Here is a 19,951-nt window from a genome sequence, read left to right on the forward strand (position 1 = left end):
GTTGGCAATATGTCAGCGCTCGCGCAACGCGTATGACTTGACTTTGAGCACGGGTTTCAACAAATACGACAGCACCGTTTTCTTGCCGGTCAGGATATCCACCTCGGCGGTCATGCCGGGAATGATCGGCAGTTTCTCGTCGAAACTGGACAGGTGGGTGCGCACGCGCACGACGTAGTACGCGTTGCCCTTCTCGTCGATCACGGTGTCGGGGCTGATGTTCTCGACGTCGGCGTCCAGGCCGCCGTAGATCGAGAAGTCGTAGGCCGTGAACTTCACGTTGGCCTTCTGGCCCGGATGGATGAAGGCGATGTCGCGCGGCTGCACGCGGGCGTCGAGCACCAGCGAGTCGTCCAGCGGCACGATCTCGACGATGTCCTTGCCCGGCTGCACGACGCCGCCCACGGTGTTGGCCAGCAGGCGCTGGACGCGGCCGCGCACCGGCGACTTCACCTGCGCCTTGTCCACCTTGTCGGCCAGGCCCGGCGCCCCCTGGTTGAGCGCGTTGAGCTTGCCGACCGCCTCGGCCAGGTCGCGCCCGGCCTCGTTGCGGAAGGCGAGCTCGGTCTCCTGGATCTTGCGGTTGGACTCCTGGATCATGGCCTGCACCTTGCCGATCTGCGCGGCGGCCTGGTCGACGTCGCCCTTGTTCTTGGTGACGTCGCGCTCCAGGCGCAGGATGTCGACCTCGGAGACCGCGCCCGTGGCCAGCAGCGGCCGCGTCTGGTTCAGTTCCTGCGTGGACAGCTCCAGTGCGCGCTGCGCCGCGGTGCGCTTGGCCTGCATCTCGGTCAGCTCCTGCTCGTGCTGCGAGAGCTGCTGCTTGACGATCGAGACCTGCGTCTGCAGCTCGGTCGCGCGCGAGTCGTAGAGCCTCTTCTCGCCTTCGAGCAGCGCGCGTTCCTGTTCGCCCGACGGTGTCGGCGGCAGGAAGGTGGTGCCCTGCGCGAGCGCGCGCAGGCGGGCGACGCGCGCCTGCAGCGCGAAGCCCTGGGCCTCGCTGTCGGCGACGGCGGAGGTCGCGCGCGTCGGGTCTATCGTCAGCAGCACCTGGCCGGCCTGCACCTGGTCGCCTTCGTGCACGAGGATCTGCTCGACGACGCCGCCGTCCAGCGACTGCAGCACCTGCAGCTGCTTCGACGGCACCACGCGGCCGTCGCCCTTGGTCACCTCGTCGACGCGCGCGAACGCGGCCCAGACGATCAGCGCGACGATGACGAACACCGCCATGCGCGAGATGCGGCGGGCGCGCGCCGTGTGCTGGCGCGACATCACCTCGGAGGCGTCGCGCTCGAAGACGTCCATGCCGGGGATCTCGCCGTCGGCGAGCGGAGCGCCGGCCAGCCACATCCTGAAGTCGGCGCGCAGCTTCTTGAAGCGTTCGCGCAGCGGCGCCGGTGGAGGCTCGGCAATGTTGACCGTCACGCCGTCGATCACCATCTGCGTGCCGGGCAGCGGCGCGGCCAGGTCGTCGTTCTCCGTCGCGCTCATGCGGCCCTCGCGATGCGGCCGCTCTGCAGCGCTTCCATGATGCGGTCGCGCGGGCCGTCGGCCACCACCTTGCCGCCGTCGATGACGATGACGCGGTCGACCAGCGTCAGCAGCGAGGTGCGGTGCGTCACCAGCACCACGGTCTTGTTGCTGGCGAAGGCCATCAGGCGTTGCGTGATCGCGGCCTCCGACGAGAAGTCCATCGCGCTGGTGGGCTCGTCGAGCAGCAGCATCGGCGCGTTGTGCAGCACCGCGCGCGCGATGCCCACGCTCTGGCGCTGGCCGCCCGACAGCGACTCGCCGCGCTCGCCCACGTTCATGTCGAAGCCGTGCGGGTGGCGATTGATGGTGTCGGCCAGCCCGGCCACCTCGGCCGCGGCCACGACCGCGCCGTCCTCGGCGTAGGGCATGCCGAAGGCGATGTTGTCGCGCAGGCTGCCGTAGAACAGCAGCACGTCCTGCGACACGTAGCCCATGTTGCGCCGCAGGTCGGCCGGGTCGACCTGGCGCAGGTCGATGCCGTCGACCAGCACGGCGCCGGCGGTCGGCTGGAACAGGCCCATGGCCAGGCGCTGGATGGTCGACTTGCCCGAGCCCACGCGCCCGATCAGCGCCACCTTCTCGCCGGGCTTGATCTTGAAGCTCACGCCGTCGAGCGCGTTCTCCTTGCGGTTCGGGTAGTGGAAGGCGACGTTGCGGAACTCGATCGCGCCCTCGAGGTCGCGCCGCTCGACGAACGTGGCGTCCTTCGGGCGTTCGACGTCGGTCTGCATGATCTTCTCGAGGCCGGCGAGCGCGGTGCGCGCGCCCTGGTATTGCATCAGCAGGCCCACGATCTGGCCGGCCGGCGCCATCGCGCGGCCCGCGAGCATGTTGACGGCGATCAGCGCGCCCATCGTCAACGAACGCTCGCCGATCAGGTAGACGCCGACGACGACCAGGACGACCGTCATCAGTTGCGAGATCGTCGACGTGACGTAGATCGAGCCCGAGGACAGGCTGCGCATCTTCACGTTGGTGGCGGCCAGGTGCACGGCGGTGCGCTCCCAGCGCGCCTGGATCAGGCTCTCGGCGCCCTGCGACTTGATCGTCTCGATGCCGGTCAGCGCCTCCACCAGCGTGGAGTTGCGCACCGCGCTGGCGCGATACGTCGTCTCGGCCAGCGCATGCAGCTTCTTCTGCACGATCCAGCCGTAGCCCAGCACGGCGCCGAAGCACACGATGACCGGGATCAGCAGCCACGGCGAGATCCACGCGATCACGACGAGGAACAGCAGCGCGAACGGCAGGTCGATCAGCGCGGTGACGGTGCTGGAGGTGATGACGTCGCGTACCTGCTCGAAGCCGCGCAGGTTCTGCGAGAACGAGCCGACCGACTCGGGCCGCTTCTCCAGCCGCATGCCCAGCACGCGCTCCATCAGCGTGGCCGAGATCCTGACGTCGATGCGCGCGCTGGCCTCGTCGACGAAGCGGCTGCGCAGCTTGCGCATCAGCAGGTCGGAGCCGAGGATCAGCAGCACGCCGATGGACAGCGCCCACAGCGTCTCGACGGCGTTGTTGGGCACGACGCGGTCGTAGACGTTCATCGAGAACAGCGGGAACGCCAGCGCGAACACGTTGATCAGCGCCGCGGCCCAGAGGATGTCCTTGTAGACGAAGCGCTGGCTGAGCAGCGTGCTCCAGAACCAGTGGCCCTCGACCGGCTCGGACGTCGCCTCGGTGCGCTTGTCGAAGCGGAAATGCGGCCGCACGTAGAGCACCAGGCCGGCGAAGCGCGAGGCCAGCTCGGCGTCGTCGAGCAGCACGGTGCCCTGGCCCGTCTCGGGCAGCAGCACGCGGTTGCGGTCCTGCTCGCGGCCCAGCAGCACGCAGGCCTTGTCGCCCTTGAGCAGCAACAGCACGGGCAGGGTGGCGGCATCGATGTCGCCCAGCGCCGCGCGCTGCAGCTTCGTCGCCATGCCCGCGCGCGCGGCCGCGCGCTCGGCGAGGTTGAGGGTCAGGCGGCCGTCGACCAGCGGCAGCCCGGCCGACAGCGACGCCCGCGTGGCGTGCTGGCCGTGCAGGCGGCAGATCTCCAGCAGGCAGTCGAGCAGCGGGTCGGGATGCACCAGGTCCTGCCGCACGGCGCCGCCGGCCACCGACGCCGGGCTCGCCGTGATGGGCGCGGCAGCGGGGGTCTGGGCGGGCGGGACGGCCGAGGAGGGGACGCTCATGTCTGGTGGGTCTCGTTGCGGACACCCATTGACGGACGTCTCGTCATGCGATATCGGCGCAATGCACCGGAAATTGACCTGTGCGCCGGTCGGCGAAGAAATGCTCCAGCGTGACCTTGACGGTCTTGAACGCCAGTTCGCCCCACGGGATCTCGGACTCGTCGAACAGCCGCGCCTCGATCGTCTCGGGCCCGGGCGCCAGCGCCGCGCTGGTCATCTCCGCCCGGTAGTAGAGGTGCACCTGGCCGACGTGCGGCACGTTGAGCAGGGTGAACAGCGGGCCCAGCACGATCTTCGCGCCGGCCTCCTCGACCGTTTCGCGGATCGCGCCCTGCTCGGTGGTCTCGGCGAGTTCCATGAAGCCGGCCGGAAGTGTCCAGAATCCCTTGCGCGGCTCGATGTTGCGCAGGCACAGCAGCACCTTGCCCTCGAACACCGGCACGGTGCCGACGACGTTGAGCGGGTTCTCGTAGTGGATCGTCTCGCAGACGGTGCAGACCGCGCGCTCGCGGTTGTCGTCGGGCGGCTCGCGGTACACGGTGGGCGCACCGCAGGCGCGGCAATGCTTGATCGAGCGGGGACTGAACATGGGCGGTCTCAGTGCGGTTCGGGCGAGTGTATCCGGCGACCCTGCGCGACGGTGTGTCGTCCCTTCGGTGGCATAGTCGTCGCCGCTCGAACCCGGCAACTGCCGGGTCGCCCAATTGCCGAGGAAGATCGCCATGACCGATGTCATCACCGTCCCCGTCGTCCCGCGCGTGCCCGTGCACGGCGGCGGCGAGTTTCCCGTCCACCGCATCTACTGCGTGGGCCGCAACTACGCCGAGCACGCGGCCGAGATGGGCCACGACGCGCGCGAGTCGCCGTTCTTCTTCATGAAGCCGGCCGACGCCGTGCTGCCCGCGCGCGCCGGCGAGCCGGTGGCGATGGACTATCCGACCCTCACGAACGACCTGCACCACGAGATCGAGCTGGTCGTGGCCATCGGCGACGCCGCCGCCGGCAACGGCCGCGACGTGGCCGAGGAGGACGCGACGCGCCTGATCTTCGGCTACGCCGTCGGCCTCGACATGACGCGGCGCGACCTGCAGGCCGTGGCCAAGAAGGCCGGCCGGCCGTGGTCGATCGCCAAGGGCTTCGACCAGTCGGCGCCGATCGGCGCGATCCACCGCATCGAGGAGACCGGCGAGCTGACGGCCGGCGCGATCTCGCTGGACGTCGACGGCGCGCCGCGCCAGAAGGGCGACCTCTCCGACATGATCTGGAACGTGCGCGAGACGATCTCCTGGCTCAGCCGCGCCTGGACGCTCAAGCCGGGCGACCTGATCTTCACCGGCACGCCCGCGGGCGTGGCCGCCGTGGGCCGCGGCCAGACGCTGACGGGCCGCATCGCGGGCCTCGGCGAGCTCGTCGTCACGCTGCGCTGAAGAGGCCGCCATGGAGCTCTACAACTACTTCCGCTCGTCGGCCAGCTGGCGCGTGCGCATCGCGCTGGCGCTCAAGGGCCTCGACTACGACTACCGGCCGATCCACCTGGTCAAGAAGGAGCAGAACTCGCCCGAGTATCTCGAGACCTCCGGCACCGGCCTCGTGCCGCTGCTCGTGCTCGACGACGGCACGAAGCTGCACCAGTCGATGGCCATCATCGAGTACCTCGACGAGACTTTTCCCCAGCCGCCCCTGCTGCCGCGCGACGCGCTCGGCCGCGCCCGCGTGCGGGCGCTGGCGCAGGACATCGCCTGCGAGATCCATCCGCTGAACAACACGCGCGTGCTGGGATGGCTCAAGGGCGAACTGGGCCTCAGCGAGGAGGCCCGCAACGCGTGGATCCATCGCTGGATCGAAGGCGGGCTCGAGGTCGTCGACCGCCAGCTGGCGGCACAGCCGTCGACCTTCTGCCACGGCGAGACGCCCGGCCTGGCCGACTGCGCGCTCGTGCCGCAGATCTTCAACGCGCAGCGCTTCAACTGCCGGCTCGACCACGTGCCGCACGTCATGCGCGTGCACGCCGCGTGCATGTCGCACGAGGCGTTCTCCAGCACCCAGCCGTCGGTCTGCCCCGACGCGGAATGACATGCCGGTCGAGATCGTCGAACCGCTCCCGCTCGAGGCGTTCTTCAGGCCGTCGGCGTGGCCGCGGGGCACCGGCGCGCTGATGACGACGCGCGCCGGCGGCGTCAGCGCGGCGCCGTTCGATTCGCTGAACCTGAAGGCGCAGACGGCCGATCCGCTCGACCAGATCGCCGTCGCCGAGAACCGGCGCCGCTTCGCGACGACGCTGGGCGCGACGCCCGTGTTCCTCGAGCAGGTGCACGGCACGCGCGTCGTGCGGCTGACTCCGGCGAGCACATCGCCCGACGCGCCGACCGAGCGCGCCGACGCCAGCATCACCACCGTGCCGGGCATCGCCTGCACGGTGATGGTCGCCGACTGCCTGCCGGTACTGTTCGCCACGCGCGACGGCCGCGCGGTGGGCGCGGCGCACGCGGGCTGGCGCGGCCTGGCCGGCGGCGTGCTGGAGGCCACCGTCGACGCGATCCGCGCGGCGGTGCCGGTGGCCGCGGGCGACATCGTCGCGTGGCTGGGCGCGTCCATCGGCCCGACGAAGTTCGAGGTCGGCGCCGACGTGCCCGCGGCGTTCCAGGAGGGCGAGGCGCGCCACTTCGTGCCCGCGCGCGCGGTCGACGGCGTGCCCAAGTGGCTGGCCGACCTGCCGGCGCTCGCCGAGGGGCGGCTGCGCCGGCTCGGACTCACGGACGTCAGCGGCTGCGGCCTGTGCACCGTCAGCGACGCGTCACGGTTCTTCTCTTACCGGCGCGACCGCGTCACCGGGCGGCTCGCCGCCGCCGCCTGGATCGACGTCGCGTAGCGAAGCCGCACGCCGCGCGCGCGCCCGCCTGCGCGCGCCGCCGACGTACAGCACGATCGTCAACGGCAGCACGCCGTAAAGCAGCAAGGTGACGATGGCGCCCAGCACCGAGCCGCCCGGCTCGAGCGCCTCGGCAAGCGCCATCATGAGCACGACATAGCCCCAGCCGACGGCAACGATTAGCACGGCCGTGCTTCTTCAAGAAGGGTCATCTTTCGCCGTTGGGTAAGCAATTCTGCGCAATGGTAGTTTGCCTTCATCGTGCGGTAAGCTCGGGTCGCTACAACGCGTTGTGAAAGACCACGCCTGAACCGACACGGCTTCCGTCATCCGGATGGCGCCGCGTCCCGGGGCCGGCGGCGTGGCGAAGGAGACGACAGACGATGGCCCGCAATCCTGCCACCAAGACCGCCGCCAAGACGGTCGCACGCAAGCGCGTTTCGCGCCCCAGGGCGCAGACCGTGCCCGCGGACAAGGACGGCGAAGCTGCGATCGCGAGCGCCGCCGGGAGGCCGCGCGCCGCGGCCCATCCGGCGACGCATCCGCACGGGCCCGAGGCCTTCGGCGCGGCGATCGGCGGCTTCCTGAATTCGCTCAGCGGCCTGCAGCTTCCGCAGAGCAAGCTCGCGGAGCTGCAGGAGCAGTATGTGAACCAGGCGACGGCGCTGTGGAACGGCGCGGTCGACCAGATCTCCGTCGGCGGCGACGACAAGCCCGCCGCGCCGAAGCCGATCGGCGACCGCCGCTTCGCGGCCGAGGACTGGCTGAAGAACCCGGCCGCCGCGTTCACCGCGCAGCTGTACCTGCTCAACGCCCGCACCCTGACGCAACTGGCCGACGGCCTGCAAGGCGACGAGAAGACCAAGGCGCGCGTGAAGTTCGCGGTGCAGCAGTTCGTCGACGCGGCCAGCCCGTCGAACTACCTCGCGCTCAACCCCGAGGCGCAGCGCAAGGCCATCGCGACGCAGGGCGAGAGCCTGACGCAGGGCCTGCAGCAGCTGTGGGGCGACGTGCAGCAGGGCCACCTGTCGCAGACCGACGAGTCGGTGTTCGAGGTCGGCCGCAACGTCGCCACCACCGAGGGCGCGGTCGTCTTCGAGAACGACTACCTGCAGCTGATCGAGTACAAGCCGCTGACACCCAAGGTGCACTCGCGGCCGATGCTGTTCGTGCCGCCGTGCATCAACAAGTACTACATCCTGGACCTGCAGCCGGAGAACTCGCTGATACGCCACACGGTGTCCGAGGGCCACCGCACCTTCGTGATCAGCTGGCGCAATCCGGACGAGTCGATGCAGGAGCGCACCTGGGACGACTACATCGAGAACGCGGTGATCCGCGCGATCGACGTCGTGCAGGAGATCACCGGCGCGAAGACGATCAACACGCTGGGCTTCTGCGTCGGCGGTACGCTGCTGGCCACCGGCCTGGGCGTGCTCGCGGCGCGCGGCCGCCATCCGGCCGAGAGCGTCACGCTGCTGACGACCTTCCTCGACTTCTCCAACACCGGCGTGCTCGACATCTTCGTCGACGAGGCCTCGGTGCAGCTGCGCGAGATGACCATCGGCGCCGACGCGCCCAACGGCCCGAAGCTGCTCAAGGGCGGCGAGCTCGCCAGCACCTTCAGCTTCCTGCGGCCCAACGACCTGGTGTGGAACTACGTCGTCGGCAACTACCTCAAGGGCGAGAAGCCGCCGGCGTTCGACCTGCTGTACTGGAACAGCGACGCCACCAACATGCCCGGGCCGATGTACTGCTGGTACCTGCGCAACACCTATCTCGACAACCTGCTGCGCGAACCCGGCGCGCTGACGGTGTGCGGCGAGAAGCTTGATCTGTCGCAAATCAAGGCGCCGGCGTTCATCTATGGTTCACGCGAGGACCACATCGTGCCGTGGAAGGGCGCGTGGGAATCCACCAGGATCCTCGGCGGCAGGAACCGCTTCGTGCTGGGCGCCTCGGGCCACATCGCGGGCGTCATCAACCCGCCCAGGGCCGGCAAGCGCAGCCACTGGACGAACGAGAAGCCGGCGGTGTCCGCCGACGCCTGGATGGCCGGTGCCACCGAGCATCCGGGCAGCTGGTGGACGGGCTGGTCGAAGTGGCTGGCCGGGTTCGGCGGCGCCGAGGTGGCCGCGCCGCGCGGCGCCGGCGGCCACGGCCACAAGGCGATCGAGCCGGCGCCGGGCCGTTACGTGCAACAGAAGGCCTGACAGATCCCTCGATCAGGGGAGAGGCCAACATACCCCATACCGTATCATCCTCGACAGGAGAACCAGCATGACCACAGACATCGTCATCGTCGCCGCAGCCCGCACCGCCGTCGGCAAGTTCGGCGGCTCGCTCGCCAAGGTGCCGGCCTCGGAGCTCGGCGCGACCGTGCTGAAGGCATTGCTGGAGCGCTCGAAGCTGACTGGCGAACAGATCAGCGAGGTCATCCTGGGCCAGGTGCTGCAGGCCGGCACCGGCCAGAACCCGGCGCGCCAGGCCGTCATCAAGGGCGGGCTGGGCAACGGCGTGCCGGCGATGACGATCAACAAGGTCTGCGGCTCGGGCCTGAAGGCCGTGATGCTGGCGGCGCAGGCGATCCGCGACGGCGATGCCGAGATCGTGATCGCCGGTGGCCAGGAAAGCATGAGCATGTCGCCCCACGTGCTGCCCAACTCGCGCGACGGCCAGCGCATGGGCGACTGGAAGCTGGTCGACACGATGATCCAGGACGGCCTGTGGGACGTCTACAACCAGTTCCACATGGGCATCACCGCCGAGAACGTCGCCAAGAAGTACGCCATCTCGCGCGAGCAGCAGGACGCGCTGGCGCTGGCCTCGCAGTCCAAGGCCGCGGCCGCGCAGGACGCCGGCTACTTCAAGGACGAGATCGTGCCGGTGGCGATCCCGCAGAAGAAGGGCGACCCGATCCTGTTTTCCGCGGACGAATTCATCAACCGCAAGTCGACCGCCGAGGCGCTGGCGGGGCTGCGTCCCGCGTTCGACAAGGCCGGTTCGGTGACGGCCGGCAACGCGTCGGGCCTCAACGACGGCGCCGCGGGCGTCGTGGTGATGAGCGCCGCCAAGGCCGACCAGCTGGGCCTGAAGCCGCTGGGCCGCATCGCGTCGTACGCCAGCGCCGGCCTCGACCCGGCCTACATGGGCATGGGCCCGGTGCCGGCCGCGCGCAAGGCGCTGGAGCGCGCCGGCTGGAAGCCCGCCGACCTCGACCTGCTCGAGATCAACGAGGCCTTCGCCGCCCAGGCCTGCGCCGTGCACCAGGAAATGGGCTGGGACACCAGCAAGGTCAACGTCAACGGCGGCGCGATCGCCATCGGGCACCCGATCGGTGCATCCGGCGCGCGCATCCTCGTCACGCTGCTGCACGAGATGCAGCGCCGCGGCGCCCGGCGCGGCATCGCCTCGCTGTGCATCGGCGGTGGCATGGGCGTTGCATTGACGATCGAGCGTCCGTGACCATCGGGCCGCATGGGGTTCGCCCCGAGAGCGGCCACGATGTCAAAGCGCGATAGTGAATTCGCCGTCCGCGGCACCCCACCAAAATCTCAAGGAGACATGACATGAGCCAGAAAGTTGCATACGTCACCGGGGGCATGGGCGGCATCGGCACGTCCATCTGCCAACGCCTGCACAGCGACGGATACAAGGTCATCGCCGGCTGCGGCCCGAGCCGCGACCATGCGAAGTGGCTGGGCGAGCAGAAGGCGCTGGGCTACACGTTCTACGCCTCGGTGGGCAACGTCGCCGACTGGGACTCCACCGTCTCCGCGTTCAAGCAGGCGAAGGAAGAGCACGGCGTCATCGACATCCTCGTCAACAACGCCGGCATCACGCGCGACCGCATGTTCCTGAAGATGTCGCGCGAGGACTGGGACGCCGTCATCAACACCAACCTGACCTCGATGTTCAACGTCACCAAGCAGGTGGTCGCGGACATGGTCGAGAAGGGCTGGGGCCGCATCATCCAGATCTCGTCGGTCAACGGCGCCAAGGGCCAGGCCGGGCAGACCAACTACTCGGCGGCCAAGGCCGGCATGCACGGCTTCTCGATGGCGCTGGCCCTCGAGATGGCCAGCAAGGGCGTCACCGTCAACACGGTCAGCCCGGGCTACATCGGCACCGACATGGTCAAGGCCATCAAGCCGGAAGTGCTCGAGAAGATCGTCGCCACGATCCCCGTCAAGCGCCTGGGCACGCCGGAGGAGATCGCCTCCATCGTCAGCTGGCTGGCCTGCGACACCTCGGGCTTCACGACCGGCGCGGAGTTCGCGGTCAACGGCGGCCTGCACATGGGCTGAACGCCGCCTGCTGGTTTTCCCCGATGGCCTCGATCGCGCCCGCGATCGGGGCCTTTTTCATGGCCCGTCGAGTCGATAATGCGCGCACAACAGAGGCTCTCCAGGGAGGAGACGATGGACGACCTGCGCTACAGCCCGCCCAAGGCGGTCGTGGACGACGTTGCCGCGGACGGCGGCGTCGAGATCCCGGACAAGGTGTTGAAGAAGATCCGCACCGCGTGGATCGCCTGCCTGGTCTCCGCCGCCATGACGCTGCTGATGGTCTCGATGGTGATCATCACGGGCAAGAGCAACCTCGGCCTGCAAGGGCCGATCGACCTGCTGGACGTCGTGTTCATCCTCGGCATGGCCTTCGGCATCTCGCGCAGGAGCCGCGTGTGCGCCGTGCTGATGCTGGCCTATTTCGCGTTGTCGAAGTACCTGATCTTCCGCGCCGCCGGCCAGGTCAGCGGCGTGTGGCTGGGCCTCGTGTTCCTGTACTTCTACGTGCAGGGCGTGGTCGGCACCTTCGAGTATCACAAGCTGCACAAGGCGCGCGCCCAGTGATGCCGCAGGCTTGCTCGATCCGGGCGCGCAGCCCTGGCGCCCGGGCCCTGGGCTGGGCGGTCGCCCGTGTCGTTTCCGTGCCGCTCGAGCGGCTTGTCCCGCGCCCGAGCGCGTCACGCGCGATCGCGTCACGCGCGACCGCGCGCCTGGGGCCGATGGCCCCGAGAGTTTCTGCATGAACCTGAAGATCGTCATCGCGACCGTGGTCGCACTCGGGCTGGCCGCGGTCGCCTGGTTCTATCGCGGCACCGCGCCCGTGGCGAGCGCCGTGCGCGCGGTGGGCCTGCCCGCCGAGAGCACGACGCCCGACACGGCGGCCACGCTGAAGGCGGCCGGCGTGCACAAGTGCGTGGGCCAGGGCGGCACGCGCTACATCGACGGCGCCTGCCCGCCGGGCACGCGCGAGGTCGCGGCCAGCGGCGGCACGATGACCGTCACGTCGTTCCCCAAGCCGACGCCCAGCGCGGCGTCGGCGGCGTTCGGCGGCCCCATCCTCAAGCCCATGGATCCCGACGAGCGCGACCGCCTTCGCGACAAGGCGATCGAGGACGCGGCGAACCGGCGATGAGCGCGCCGCGCGAGTCGGCGATCCGCCCGCTGCGCTAAGCCGCCGAGATCGCGTCCAGCAGCTCCGTCTCGACCTGGATCTGCAGCCGGTTGTTCTGCAGCGCCGCGCCGTCGACGAGGAACGTATCCTCGACCCGCTCGCCCAGCGTCGACACCTTCGCGAGCTGCAGGTTGATGCGGTACTGCGCGAGCACGCGGGCGACCGAGTAGAGCAGGCCGGAGCGGTCGCTGGCGCTGATCGACAGCAGCCAGCGCTGCGCGCGCTCGTCGGGGCGCAGCGACACGCGCGGCACCACCGGGAACGACTTCACGCGGCGCGAGACGCGGCTCGAGCGCGGCGTGGGCAGCGGGCCGGTGGACGCGGCCGCCAGCGCGGCCTGGTGCTCCACCAGCGAGATCAGGTCGCGGTAGCCGGCCGGGCCGTCGTCCTCGTAGGCCGGGTTGACGACCTGGAAGGTGTCGAGCGCGAAGCCGGCGTTGGTGGTGTGGATCTTGGCGTCCTGGATGGAGAAGCCGGCGCCGTCGAAGTAGCCGCAGATGCGCGCGAACAGGTCGGCGCGGTCGGGCGAATAAAGCAGTACCTGCAGGCCTTCGCCGAGCGGCGACGGGCGCGCGCGCACGACGGGGATGTCGGTGGCGATGTGGCGCCACAGCGAGCGCGCGTGCCAGGCCAGTTCGTTGGGGTCATGGCGCGCGAAGTAGCTGTGGTCGAGCGTCTTCCACAGCGGCGTCTCGGTGCCGGGCAGCGCGGAGTGCAGCGCGAGGATCTGGCGCGCCTCCTTCTTGCGCGCGTCGATCTCGGCGTCGATCGCAAGCACGTCGCCGCCGAGCTTGCGCATCGTCAGGCGATAGAGATCCTCGAGCAGCTTGCCCTTCCACGCGTTCCAGACCTTGGGGCTGGTGCCGCGGATGTCGGCCACGGTCAGCAGGTACAACGCGGTCAGGCGGCGCGGGTCGCCCACCTTGGCGGCGAAGTCGCCGATCACGCGCGGGTCGGACAAGTCTTCCTTCTGCGCGGTGTGGCTCATCGTCAGGTGGTGCCGGACCAGGAACTCGATGAAGTCGGCATCGGCCTTCTCGACGCCGTGATCCTTGCAGAAGCGGCGCACCTCGCTGCCGCCCAGCTCGGAGTGGTCGCCGCCGCGGCCCTTGGCGACGTCGTGGAACAGCGCCGCCACGTAGAGGATCCACGGCTTGTCGAAGGTCGCGGCGAGCGCGGTGCACTTGGGGTACTCGTGCGCGTGCTCCGGGATGAAGAAGCGGCGCATGTTGCGCAGCACCATCAGGATGTGCTGGTCGACCGTGTAGACGTGGAACAGGTCATGCTGCATGCGCCCGACGATGCGGCGGAACACCCACAGGTAGCGGCCCAGCACCGAGGTCGCGTTCATCAGCCGGAACGCGTGCGTCTGGCGCTGCGGCGCCTGCAGGATGGCCAGGAAGCGCGCGCGGTTGACCGGATCCTTGCGGAACGCGCCGTTCATCTGGTTGCGCACGTTGTACAGCGCGCGCATCGTGCGTGCCGACAGCCCGCGCAGCTGCAGCGTGGTCTGGTACAGGTGGAAGGTCTCGAGGATCGCGTGCGGGTCGCGCTTGTAGAGGTCGTCCGACGCAATCTCGAGCAGGCCGCCGCGGTCGAGGAAGCGCTCGTTGAGCGGCTGCATCGTCAGGTCTTCGGAGCCGTTGATGCGCTCCTCGAGGTTGAGCAGCAGCACGTCGTTGAGCTGCGAGACCGCCTTGGCCGCCCAGTAGTAGCGCTGCATCAGCATCTCGGACGCGCGCATCGTGGTGTTGCCCTGGTAGCCGAAGGACTCGGCAACGGCGGTCTGCAGGTCGAACACGAGGCGATCCTCGCGCCGGCGCGCGACCAGGTGCAGGCGTGCGCGGATCAGCTTGAGCGTGCCCTCGTGGCGCTGCAGCTGCTTGACCTCGAACGGCGTCAGCAGCCCGTGCGACGCCATCTCGCTCCAGGTGCGGCCCAGGCCGGCCGCGCGCGAGATCCAGCCCAGCACCTGCAGGTCGCGCAGCCCGCCCGGGCTTTCCTTGCAGTTGGGCTCCAGCGCGTAGGGCGTGTCCTCGTACTTGACCTGGCGCTGGCGCATCTCGAAGGTCTTGGCGCGCAGGAAGGCGCGCGCGTCCATCGCCTCGCCGTTGACGCGCCGGAACGCGTTGAACATGCGGCGCGAGCCGGTCAGCATCCGGCTCTCGAGCAGCGCGGTCTGCACGGTGACGTCGGCCTTGGCCTCGGTGACGCACTCGTCGAGCGTGCGCACCGACGAGCCGATCTCCAGGCCGATGTCCCAGCAGGCCGTGATGAAGGCCTCGATCGTCGAGCGCAGCGCGTCGGAGTGGGCGTCGACGCCGCCCGCGTGCGGGTTGGGCAGCAGCACCAGCACGTCGACGTCCGAATATGGGAACAGCTCGCCGCGCCCGTAGCCGCCGACGGCCAGCAGCGCGGCGCTGGCGGGCATGCCGGCGTGCGTCCACAGGTCGGCCAGCGTCTGGTCGACGTGGCGGGCCAGCGCGCGCAGCAGGCTGGTGGCGGCCGGCGCGGTGGCGCGCGATTCGGCGAAGTGCGCCAGCAGCGCGGCCTTGCCGGCGCGGAATCGCTCGCGCAGCTCGGCCACGGAGGCGCGCGGCGCCTCGGTGCCGATGATCGAGGGCAGGGCGGACAAGGTCAGGCCGTCGTGACGCCGCTGGGGACGTCGGCGAGCAGTCGGTTGAGCACCGGGTTCTTCACGAACGCGGGCACGGGCGGGCTGCCGGCCGACACCGTCAGCACTTCGTAGCCCGTCTCGGTGACGACGATCGTGTGCTCCCACTGCGCGGACAGCGAGCGATCCTTGGTGACGATGGTCCAGCCGTCGCCGAATTCCTTGATGTCGCGTTTGCCGGCGTTGATCATCGGCTCGATCGTGAAGATCATGCCGGGCACCAGCTCCTCGAGCGTGCCCGGGCGGCCGTAGTGCAGCACCTGCGGCTCCTCGTGGAACTTCTTGCCGATGCCGTGGCCGCAGAACTCGCGCACGATCGAGAAGCCGGCGTTCTCGGCGAACACCTGGATGGCATGGCCGATGTCGCCCAGGCGCACGCCCGGCCGGACCTTCTCGATGCCCTTCCACATCGCCTCGTAGGTGATCTGGCACAGCCGGTTGGCCGCGATCGAGCCCTTGCCGACGACGAACATGCGGCTCGTGTCGCCGTGCCAGCCGTCCTTGATGACCGTGACGTCGATGTTGACGATGTCGCCGTCCTTCAGCGCGCGGTCGTTCGGGATGCCGTGGCAGACCTGCTGGTTGATCGACGTGCAGATCGACTTCGGGTACGGCGTGTAGCCCGGCGGCGCGTAGTTCAGCGGCGCGGGAATGCCGCCCTGGACGTCGAAGATGTAGTCGTGGGCGAGCTTGTCGAGCTGCTCGGTGGTGATGCCGGGCTTGACGTGCGGCGTGAGCATGTCCAGCACTTCCGAACCCAGGCGGCCGGCGATGCGCATGCCCTCGATGTCGGCAGCGGACTTGAGAGTGATCGTCATGGTTCGGCAATTATCCCATCGCCAAGGGCCTGTTCGCACTGATTGCGTGCCCGCGCCGACAGCCTGTAGGGCTTCAGGCTAGGCGGACGCGACGCGGCGGGCTGGACGCCCGCAAGGAGCGGCCAACGACGCCTGAAGCCCTACAGGCCATCGGCCCTCCGGGTGGCCGAGCAGAAAGCCCGCCTTCGGCGTTGCGAGCGCTTGGAGTGGGCCCACCACGCCTGCGCGCTCGCGCCTTGAAGGCGGGCTTTCTGCTTGGCCACGCGGGCACGCAATCAGTGCGAGCAGGCCCTAAAATGCGGGATTCTGCTGAGTTCGAACCCGCGCCACTCCTGTAGTTATGCGCGCGGATCAAGCCCGGCGCGGCCCACGAGGCCGTCCCGCACCCCGATTCCACCCTCCGCGAGCCCACACCGCATGTCCCCCACGCAAAAGCACCTTCTGCACTTCGAGGGCGGCAACGCCCTGTCCGCCTTCCGCGCCCAGGCGCTGTTGCCGAAGCTGCAGTCCGTCTCGTCGCGCATCACGGGGGTCGCCGCGCGCCATGTCCACTGGGTCTGGACCGACGAGCAGGCCCAGCCCGACGCCATCCGCAAGCTGGGCAGCCTGCTGCGCTATGGCGACGCGTACGAAGGCGCCACGTCCGCCAACGCCGACACCGCGCTCGTGGTGGTGATGCCGCGCCTGGGCACCGTCTCGCCCTGGGCCAGCAAGGCCACCGACATCGCCCACAACTGCGGCCTCGACCTGCACCGCGTCGAGCGCGTGACCGAGTTCCGCCTGACGATCAAGACGGGCCTGCTGGGCGGCATCAAGACGCTCGGCGACGACGAGCTGCAGCAGGCCGCGATGCTGCTGCACGACCGCATGACCGAGAGCGTGGCCTTCGAGCGCGAGGCCGCCGTCCACCTGTTCGACAAGCAGCCTGCCGAGCCGCTGGTGCATGTCGACCTGCTGGGCCAGGGACGCGACGCGCTGGTGCTGGCCAACTCGCAGTTTGGCCTGGCCCTGTCCGACGACGAGATCGATTACCTGGTCGACGCCTTCAAGGGCCTGGATCGCAACCCGACCGACGTCGAGCTGATGATGTTCGCGCAGGCCAACAGCGAGCACTGCCGCCACAAGATCTTCAACGCCAGCTTCGTCATCGATGGCCAGGCGCAGGACATCTCGATGTTCGGCATGATCCGCAACACCGAGAAGCTCAACTCGCAGCACTCGATCGTCGCGTACTCGGACAACGCCGCGGTGATGGAAGGCCACGCGATCGAGCGCTGGGTCGCCGAGCCGATGACGGGCCAGGGCCCCGCGCACTACGCGGGCCGCGCCGAGACCGCGCACGTGCTGATGAAGGTCGAGACGCACAACCACCCGACGGCCATCTCGCCGTTTCCGGGCGCGTCCACCGGCTCGGGCGGCGAGATCCGCGACGAAGGCGCGACCGGCCGCGGCTCCAAGCCCAAGGCGGGCCTGGCGGGCTTCTCGGTCGGCAACCTGAACCTGCCCGGCACGAGCGAACCGTGGGAGCGCTCGCCGATCGGCAAGCCCGAGCACATCGCCAGCGCGCTGCAGATCATGATCGACGGCCCGCTGGGCGGCGCCGCCTTCAACAACGAGTTCGGCCGCCCGAACCTGGCCGGCTACTTCCGCGTGTTCGAGCAGGACGTCGCGGGCGTCACCCGCGGCTATCACAAGCCCATCATGATCGCCGGCGGCCTGGGCGCGATCCGCGACGACCTCACGCACAAGATCGAGTTCCCGGCCGGCACGCTGCTCGTGCAGCTGGGCGGCCCGGGCATGCGCATCGGCATGGGCGGCGGCGCCGCGAGTTCGATGGCGGCCGGCACCAACACCGCGGCGCTGGACTTCGACTCCGTGCAGCGCGGCAACCCCGAGATCCAGCGCCGCGCGCAGGAAGTCATCAACCAGTGCTGGCAGCTGGGTGCGGGCAACCCGATCCTGGCGATCCACGACGTGGGCGCGGGCGGGCTGTCCAACGCGTTCCCCGAACTCGCCGAAGGCGCGGGCGTGGGCGCGACGTTCGACCTGCGCGAGGTGCCGCTCGAAGAGTCGGGCCTGGCGCCCAAGGAGATCTGGTGCAACGAGAGCCAGGAGCGCTACGTCCTGGCCATCGCGCCCGAGTCGCTGCCGATGCTGCGAGGCTTCGCCGAACGCGAGCGCTGCCCGCTGGCGGTCGTCGGCCGCGCGACCGAGCACAAGGCGCTGGTGCTGGAGGACGGCGCGGGCGGCGATCGCGCCATCGACATGCCCATGGACGTGCTGTTCGGCAAGCCGCCGAAGATGCTGCGCGACGTCGCTCGCGTCGAGCGCAGCGAGGCGGCACTGAAGCTCACCGGCGTCTCGCTGGAGCAGGCCGCGATGGACGTGCTGCGCCATCCGACGGTGGCCTCCAAGCGTTTCCTGATCACCATCGGCGACCGCACCGTCGGCGGCCTGTCGCACCGCGACCAGATGGTCGGCCCGTGGCAGGTGCCCGTCGCCGACGTGGCCGTCACGCTGGCCGACTTCAAGGGATTCGCCGGCGAGGCGATGAGCATGGGCGAACGCACGCCGCTGGCCGCGCTGCACGCGCCGGCGTCGGGCCGCATGGCGGTCGCCGAGGCCATCACCAACCTGCTGGCCGCGCCGATCGAGCTGGCGCGCGTCAAGCTGTCCTGCAACTGGATGGCCGCGTGCGGCGAGCCGGGCGAGGACGCCGCGCTGTACGACACGGTGCGCGCCGTCGGCATGGAGCTGTGCCCGGCTCTCGGCATCAGCGTGCCCGTGGGCAAGGACAGCCTGTCGATGCGCACGAAGTGGAGCGACGGCGGCCAGACGAAGCAGGTGGTGGCGCCGGTGTCGCTGATCGTCACGGCCTTCGCCAGCCTCGCGGACGTGCGCGGCACGCGCACGCCCGAGCTCGCGCGCGAGGACTCAGCGCTGATCCTGGTCGACCTCGGCCGCGGACAGAACCGCATGGCGGGCTCGGTGTTCGCGCAGACGCTGCAGCAGTTCGGCGACGCGGTGCCCGATCTCGACGATCCGAAGCTGCTCGTCTCGCTGGTCGACGCCGTCAACGCGCTGCGCGCGCAGGGCCTGCTGCTGGCCTACCACGACCGCAGCGACGGCGGCCTGTGGGCGGCGGCCTGCGAGATGGCCTTCGCGGGCCACACGGGCGTGAGCCTCAACGTCGACATGCTGGTGACCGAACCTGCCGGCGCCGCGGATGCCGGCGATGCGAAGAACTGGGCGACGCAGGTCTCCGCACGCCGCGAGGAACTCACGCTCAAGGCGCTGTTCAACGAGGAACTCGGCGCGCTGCTGCAGGTGCCCGCGGCGCAGCGCGACGCTGCGCTGGGCGTGCTGCGCGCGCACGGGTTGTCGGCGCACAGCCACGTTGTCGGCAAGCCGAACGATCGCGCCGTCGTCGAGGTCTGGCGCGACGCGAAGCCCGTCTTCGCCAAGCCGCTGGTCGAGCTGCAGCAGGCCTGGGACGAGACGTCATGGCGTATCGCGAGGCTGCGCGACAACCCCGCCTGCGCCGACAGCGAACACGCGCTGGCGGGCCAGGCCGACGATCCGGGCCTGCACGTGTCGCTCACGTTCGACCCGAAGGACAACGTCGCCGCGCCGTTCCTCAACCTCGCCAGGCCGAAGGTCGCGATCCTGCGGGAGCAGGGCGTCAACAGCCACGTCGAGATGAGCTACGCGATGTCGCTGGGCGGCTTCGACACCTACGACGTCCACATGAGCGACCTGCACTCGGGCCGCGTCACGCTGGAGCAGTTCAAGGGCTTCGTCGCCTGCGGCGGCTTCAGCTACGGCGACACGCTGGGTGCCGGCGAGGGCTGGGCGCGCTCGGTGATGTTCAACCCCGTGCTGGCCGAGCAGTTCGAGGCCTTCTTCGGGAAGTCCGACACCTTCGCGCTGGGCGTGTGCAACGGCTGCCAGATGCTGGCCGCGCTGTCGCCCATCATCCCGGGCGCACAGGACTGGCCCAAGTTCACGCGCAACCGCTCGGAGCAGTTCGAGGCGCGGCTGTCGCTGGTGGAAGTGCTGGAGTCGCCGTCGATCTTCTTCCAGGGCATGGCCGGCAGCCGCCTGCCGATTGCCGTCGCACACGGCGAGGGGTATGCGGACTTCTCGCAACGCGGCGACGCCGCCAAGGTCAAGGCCGCGATGCGCTACGTCGACCACCACGGCAAGCCGACCGAGATCTACCCGCTGAACCCGAACGGTAGCCCTGGCGGCCTGACAGCGGTGACGACGGCCGACGGCCGCTTCACGGCCATCATGCCGCACGCCGAGCGCGTGTTCCGCAACGTGCAGATGAGCTGGAGCGGCGGCGACGCGTCGGCGCCGAGCCCGTGGGCGCGCATGTTCGGCAACGCGCGCAAGTGGGTCGGCTGATCACTGCCGTGTGAAG

General features: G+C 69.7%; 15 protein-coding genes. 9 read left to right on the forward strand and 6 right to left on the reverse strand.

The genetic code is table 11. From position 1 onward, the window contains the following. Window positions 1-12 precede the first annotated feature (12 nt). The 3 genes from LPC04_RS28290 to LPC04_RS28300 are packed head-to-tail and all read right to left on the reverse strand — an operon-like array spanning window position 13 to window position 4,293. On the reverse strand, window positions 13-1,491 hold the full coding sequence (locus LPC04_RS28290; RefSeq protein ID WP_275685690.1) for an HlyD family type I secretion periplasmic adaptor subunit: 1,479 nt from the start codon (window positions 1,489-1,491) through the stop codon (window positions 13-15). Then, window positions 1,488-3,704: a type I secretion system permease/ATPase gene (locus tag LPC04_RS28295; protein ID WP_275685691.1), complete on the reverse strand. Its 2,217-nt coding sequence runs from the start codon at window positions 3,702-3,704 to the stop codon at window positions 1,488-1,490. Before LPC04_RS28295 ends, LPC04_RS28290 begins: the two co-directional genes overlap by 4 nt. A 43-nt stretch (window positions 3,705-3,747) precedes the next feature. Beyond that, complete coding sequence (locus LPC04_RS28300) at window positions 3,748-4,293, reverse strand: NUDIX hydrolase (protein WP_275685692.1); 546 nt, start codon at window positions 4,291-4,293, stop codon at window positions 3,748-3,750. Between the two features lie 133 nt (window positions 4,294-4,426). Here LPC04_RS28300 and LPC04_RS28305 point away from each other — a divergent pair, with 133 nt between their 5' ends. Genes LPC04_RS28305 through pgeF form a run of 3 tightly spaced genes read left to right on the forward strand, consistent with a single transcriptional unit; the run spans window position 4,427 to window position 6,573 of the window. Continuing rightward, window positions 4,427-5,131, forward strand: coding sequence for a fumarylacetoacetate hydrolase family protein (locus tag LPC04_RS28305; protein ID WP_275685693.1), 705 nt, complete (start codon window positions 4,427-4,429; stop codon window positions 5,129-5,131). A 10-nt stretch (window positions 5,132-5,141) separates the two neighbouring features. Next, entirely contained in the window at window positions 5,142-5,777 is a 636-nt protein-coding gene (gene maiA, locus LPC04_RS28310; RefSeq protein ID WP_275685694.1) for a maleylacetoacetate isomerase, read from the forward strand. A gap of 1 nt (window position 5,778) precedes the next feature. Further along, the gene (pgeF, locus tag LPC04_RS28315; protein WP_275685695.1) at window positions 5,779-6,573 is read left to right on the forward strand and encodes a peptidoglycan editing factor PgeF; all 795 of its coding nucleotides are present in this window, start codon (window positions 5,779-5,781) and stop codon (window positions 6,571-6,573) included. Here pgeF and LPC04_RS28320 read toward each other — a convergent pair. Beyond that, window positions 6,499-6,759, reverse strand: coding sequence for a hypothetical protein (locus tag LPC04_RS28320; protein ID WP_275685696.1), 261 nt, complete (start codon window positions 6,757-6,759; stop codon window positions 6,499-6,501). The genes pgeF and LPC04_RS28320 overlap by 75 nt on opposite strands. A 197-nt stretch (window positions 6,760-6,956) precedes the next feature. On the opposite strand from LPC04_RS28320, the gene phaC reads away from it, so the two are divergent. From phaC to LPC04_RS28345, 5 genes are all read left to right on the forward strand, one after another. Further along, window positions 6,957-8,786 carry a class I poly(R)-hydroxyalkanoic acid synthase gene (gene phaC, locus LPC04_RS28325; protein ID WP_275685697.1) on the forward strand — a complete coding sequence of 610 codons (1,830 nt, stop codon included), beginning with the start codon at window positions 6,957-6,959 and terminating at the stop codon, window positions 8,784-8,786. Between the two features lie 67 nt (window positions 8,787-8,853). Beyond that, window positions 8,854-10,038 carry an acetyl-CoA C-acetyltransferase gene (locus LPC04_RS28330; protein WP_275685698.1) on the forward strand — a complete coding sequence of 395 codons (1,185 nt, stop codon included), beginning with the start codon at window positions 8,854-8,856 and terminating at the stop codon, window positions 10,036-10,038. A 104-nt stretch (window positions 10,039-10,142) separates the two neighbouring features. Then, window positions 10,143-10,880, forward strand: a complete 738-nt coding sequence (phbB, locus tag LPC04_RS28335; RefSeq protein WP_275685699.1) for an acetoacetyl-CoA reductase — start codon at window positions 10,143-10,145, stop codon at window positions 10,878-10,880. Between the two features lie 114 nt (window positions 10,881-10,994). Then, window positions 10,995-11,426, forward strand: a complete 432-nt coding sequence (locus tag LPC04_RS28340) for a hypothetical protein (protein ID WP_275685700.1) — start codon at window positions 10,995-10,997, stop codon at window positions 11,424-11,426. A 175-nt stretch (window positions 11,427-11,601) separates the two neighbouring features. Beyond that, window positions 11,602-11,994 (forward strand): hypothetical protein, encoded by a 393-nt coding sequence (locus tag LPC04_RS28345; RefSeq protein WP_275685701.1) that lies wholly within the window; start codon window positions 11,602-11,604, stop codon window positions 11,992-11,994. A gap of 34 nt (window positions 11,995-12,028) precedes the next feature. Here the strand turns inward: LPC04_RS28345 and LPC04_RS28350 are convergent, their stop codons facing one another. Then, window positions 12,029-14,668 carry a [protein-PII] uridylyltransferase gene (locus LPC04_RS28350; protein ID WP_275685702.1) on the reverse strand — a complete coding sequence of 880 codons (2,640 nt, stop codon included), beginning with the start codon at window positions 14,666-14,668 and terminating at the stop codon, window positions 12,029-12,031. 2 nt (window positions 14,669-14,670) lie between these two features. Next, window positions 14,671-15,525 carry a type I methionyl aminopeptidase gene (map, locus tag LPC04_RS28355; RefSeq protein WP_275685703.1) on the reverse strand — a complete coding sequence of 285 codons (855 nt, stop codon included), beginning with the start codon at window positions 15,523-15,525 and terminating at the stop codon, window positions 14,671-14,673. Window positions 15,526-15,942: 417 nt separating this feature from the next. On the opposite strand from map, the gene purL reads away from it, so the two are divergent. Continuing rightward, complete coding sequence (gene purL / locus LPC04_RS28360) at window positions 15,943-19,935, forward strand: phosphoribosylformylglycinamidine synthase (RefSeq protein WP_275685704.1); 3,993 nt, start codon at window positions 15,943-15,945, stop codon at window positions 19,933-19,935. Window positions 19,936-19,951 lie beyond the last annotated feature (16 nt).

This window comes from Scleromatobacter humisilvae (assembly GCF_023231945.1).
Taxonomy (GTDB): Bacteria; Pseudomonadota; Gammaproteobacteria; order Burkholderiales; family Burkholderiaceae_C; genus Scleromatobacter; species Scleromatobacter humisilvae.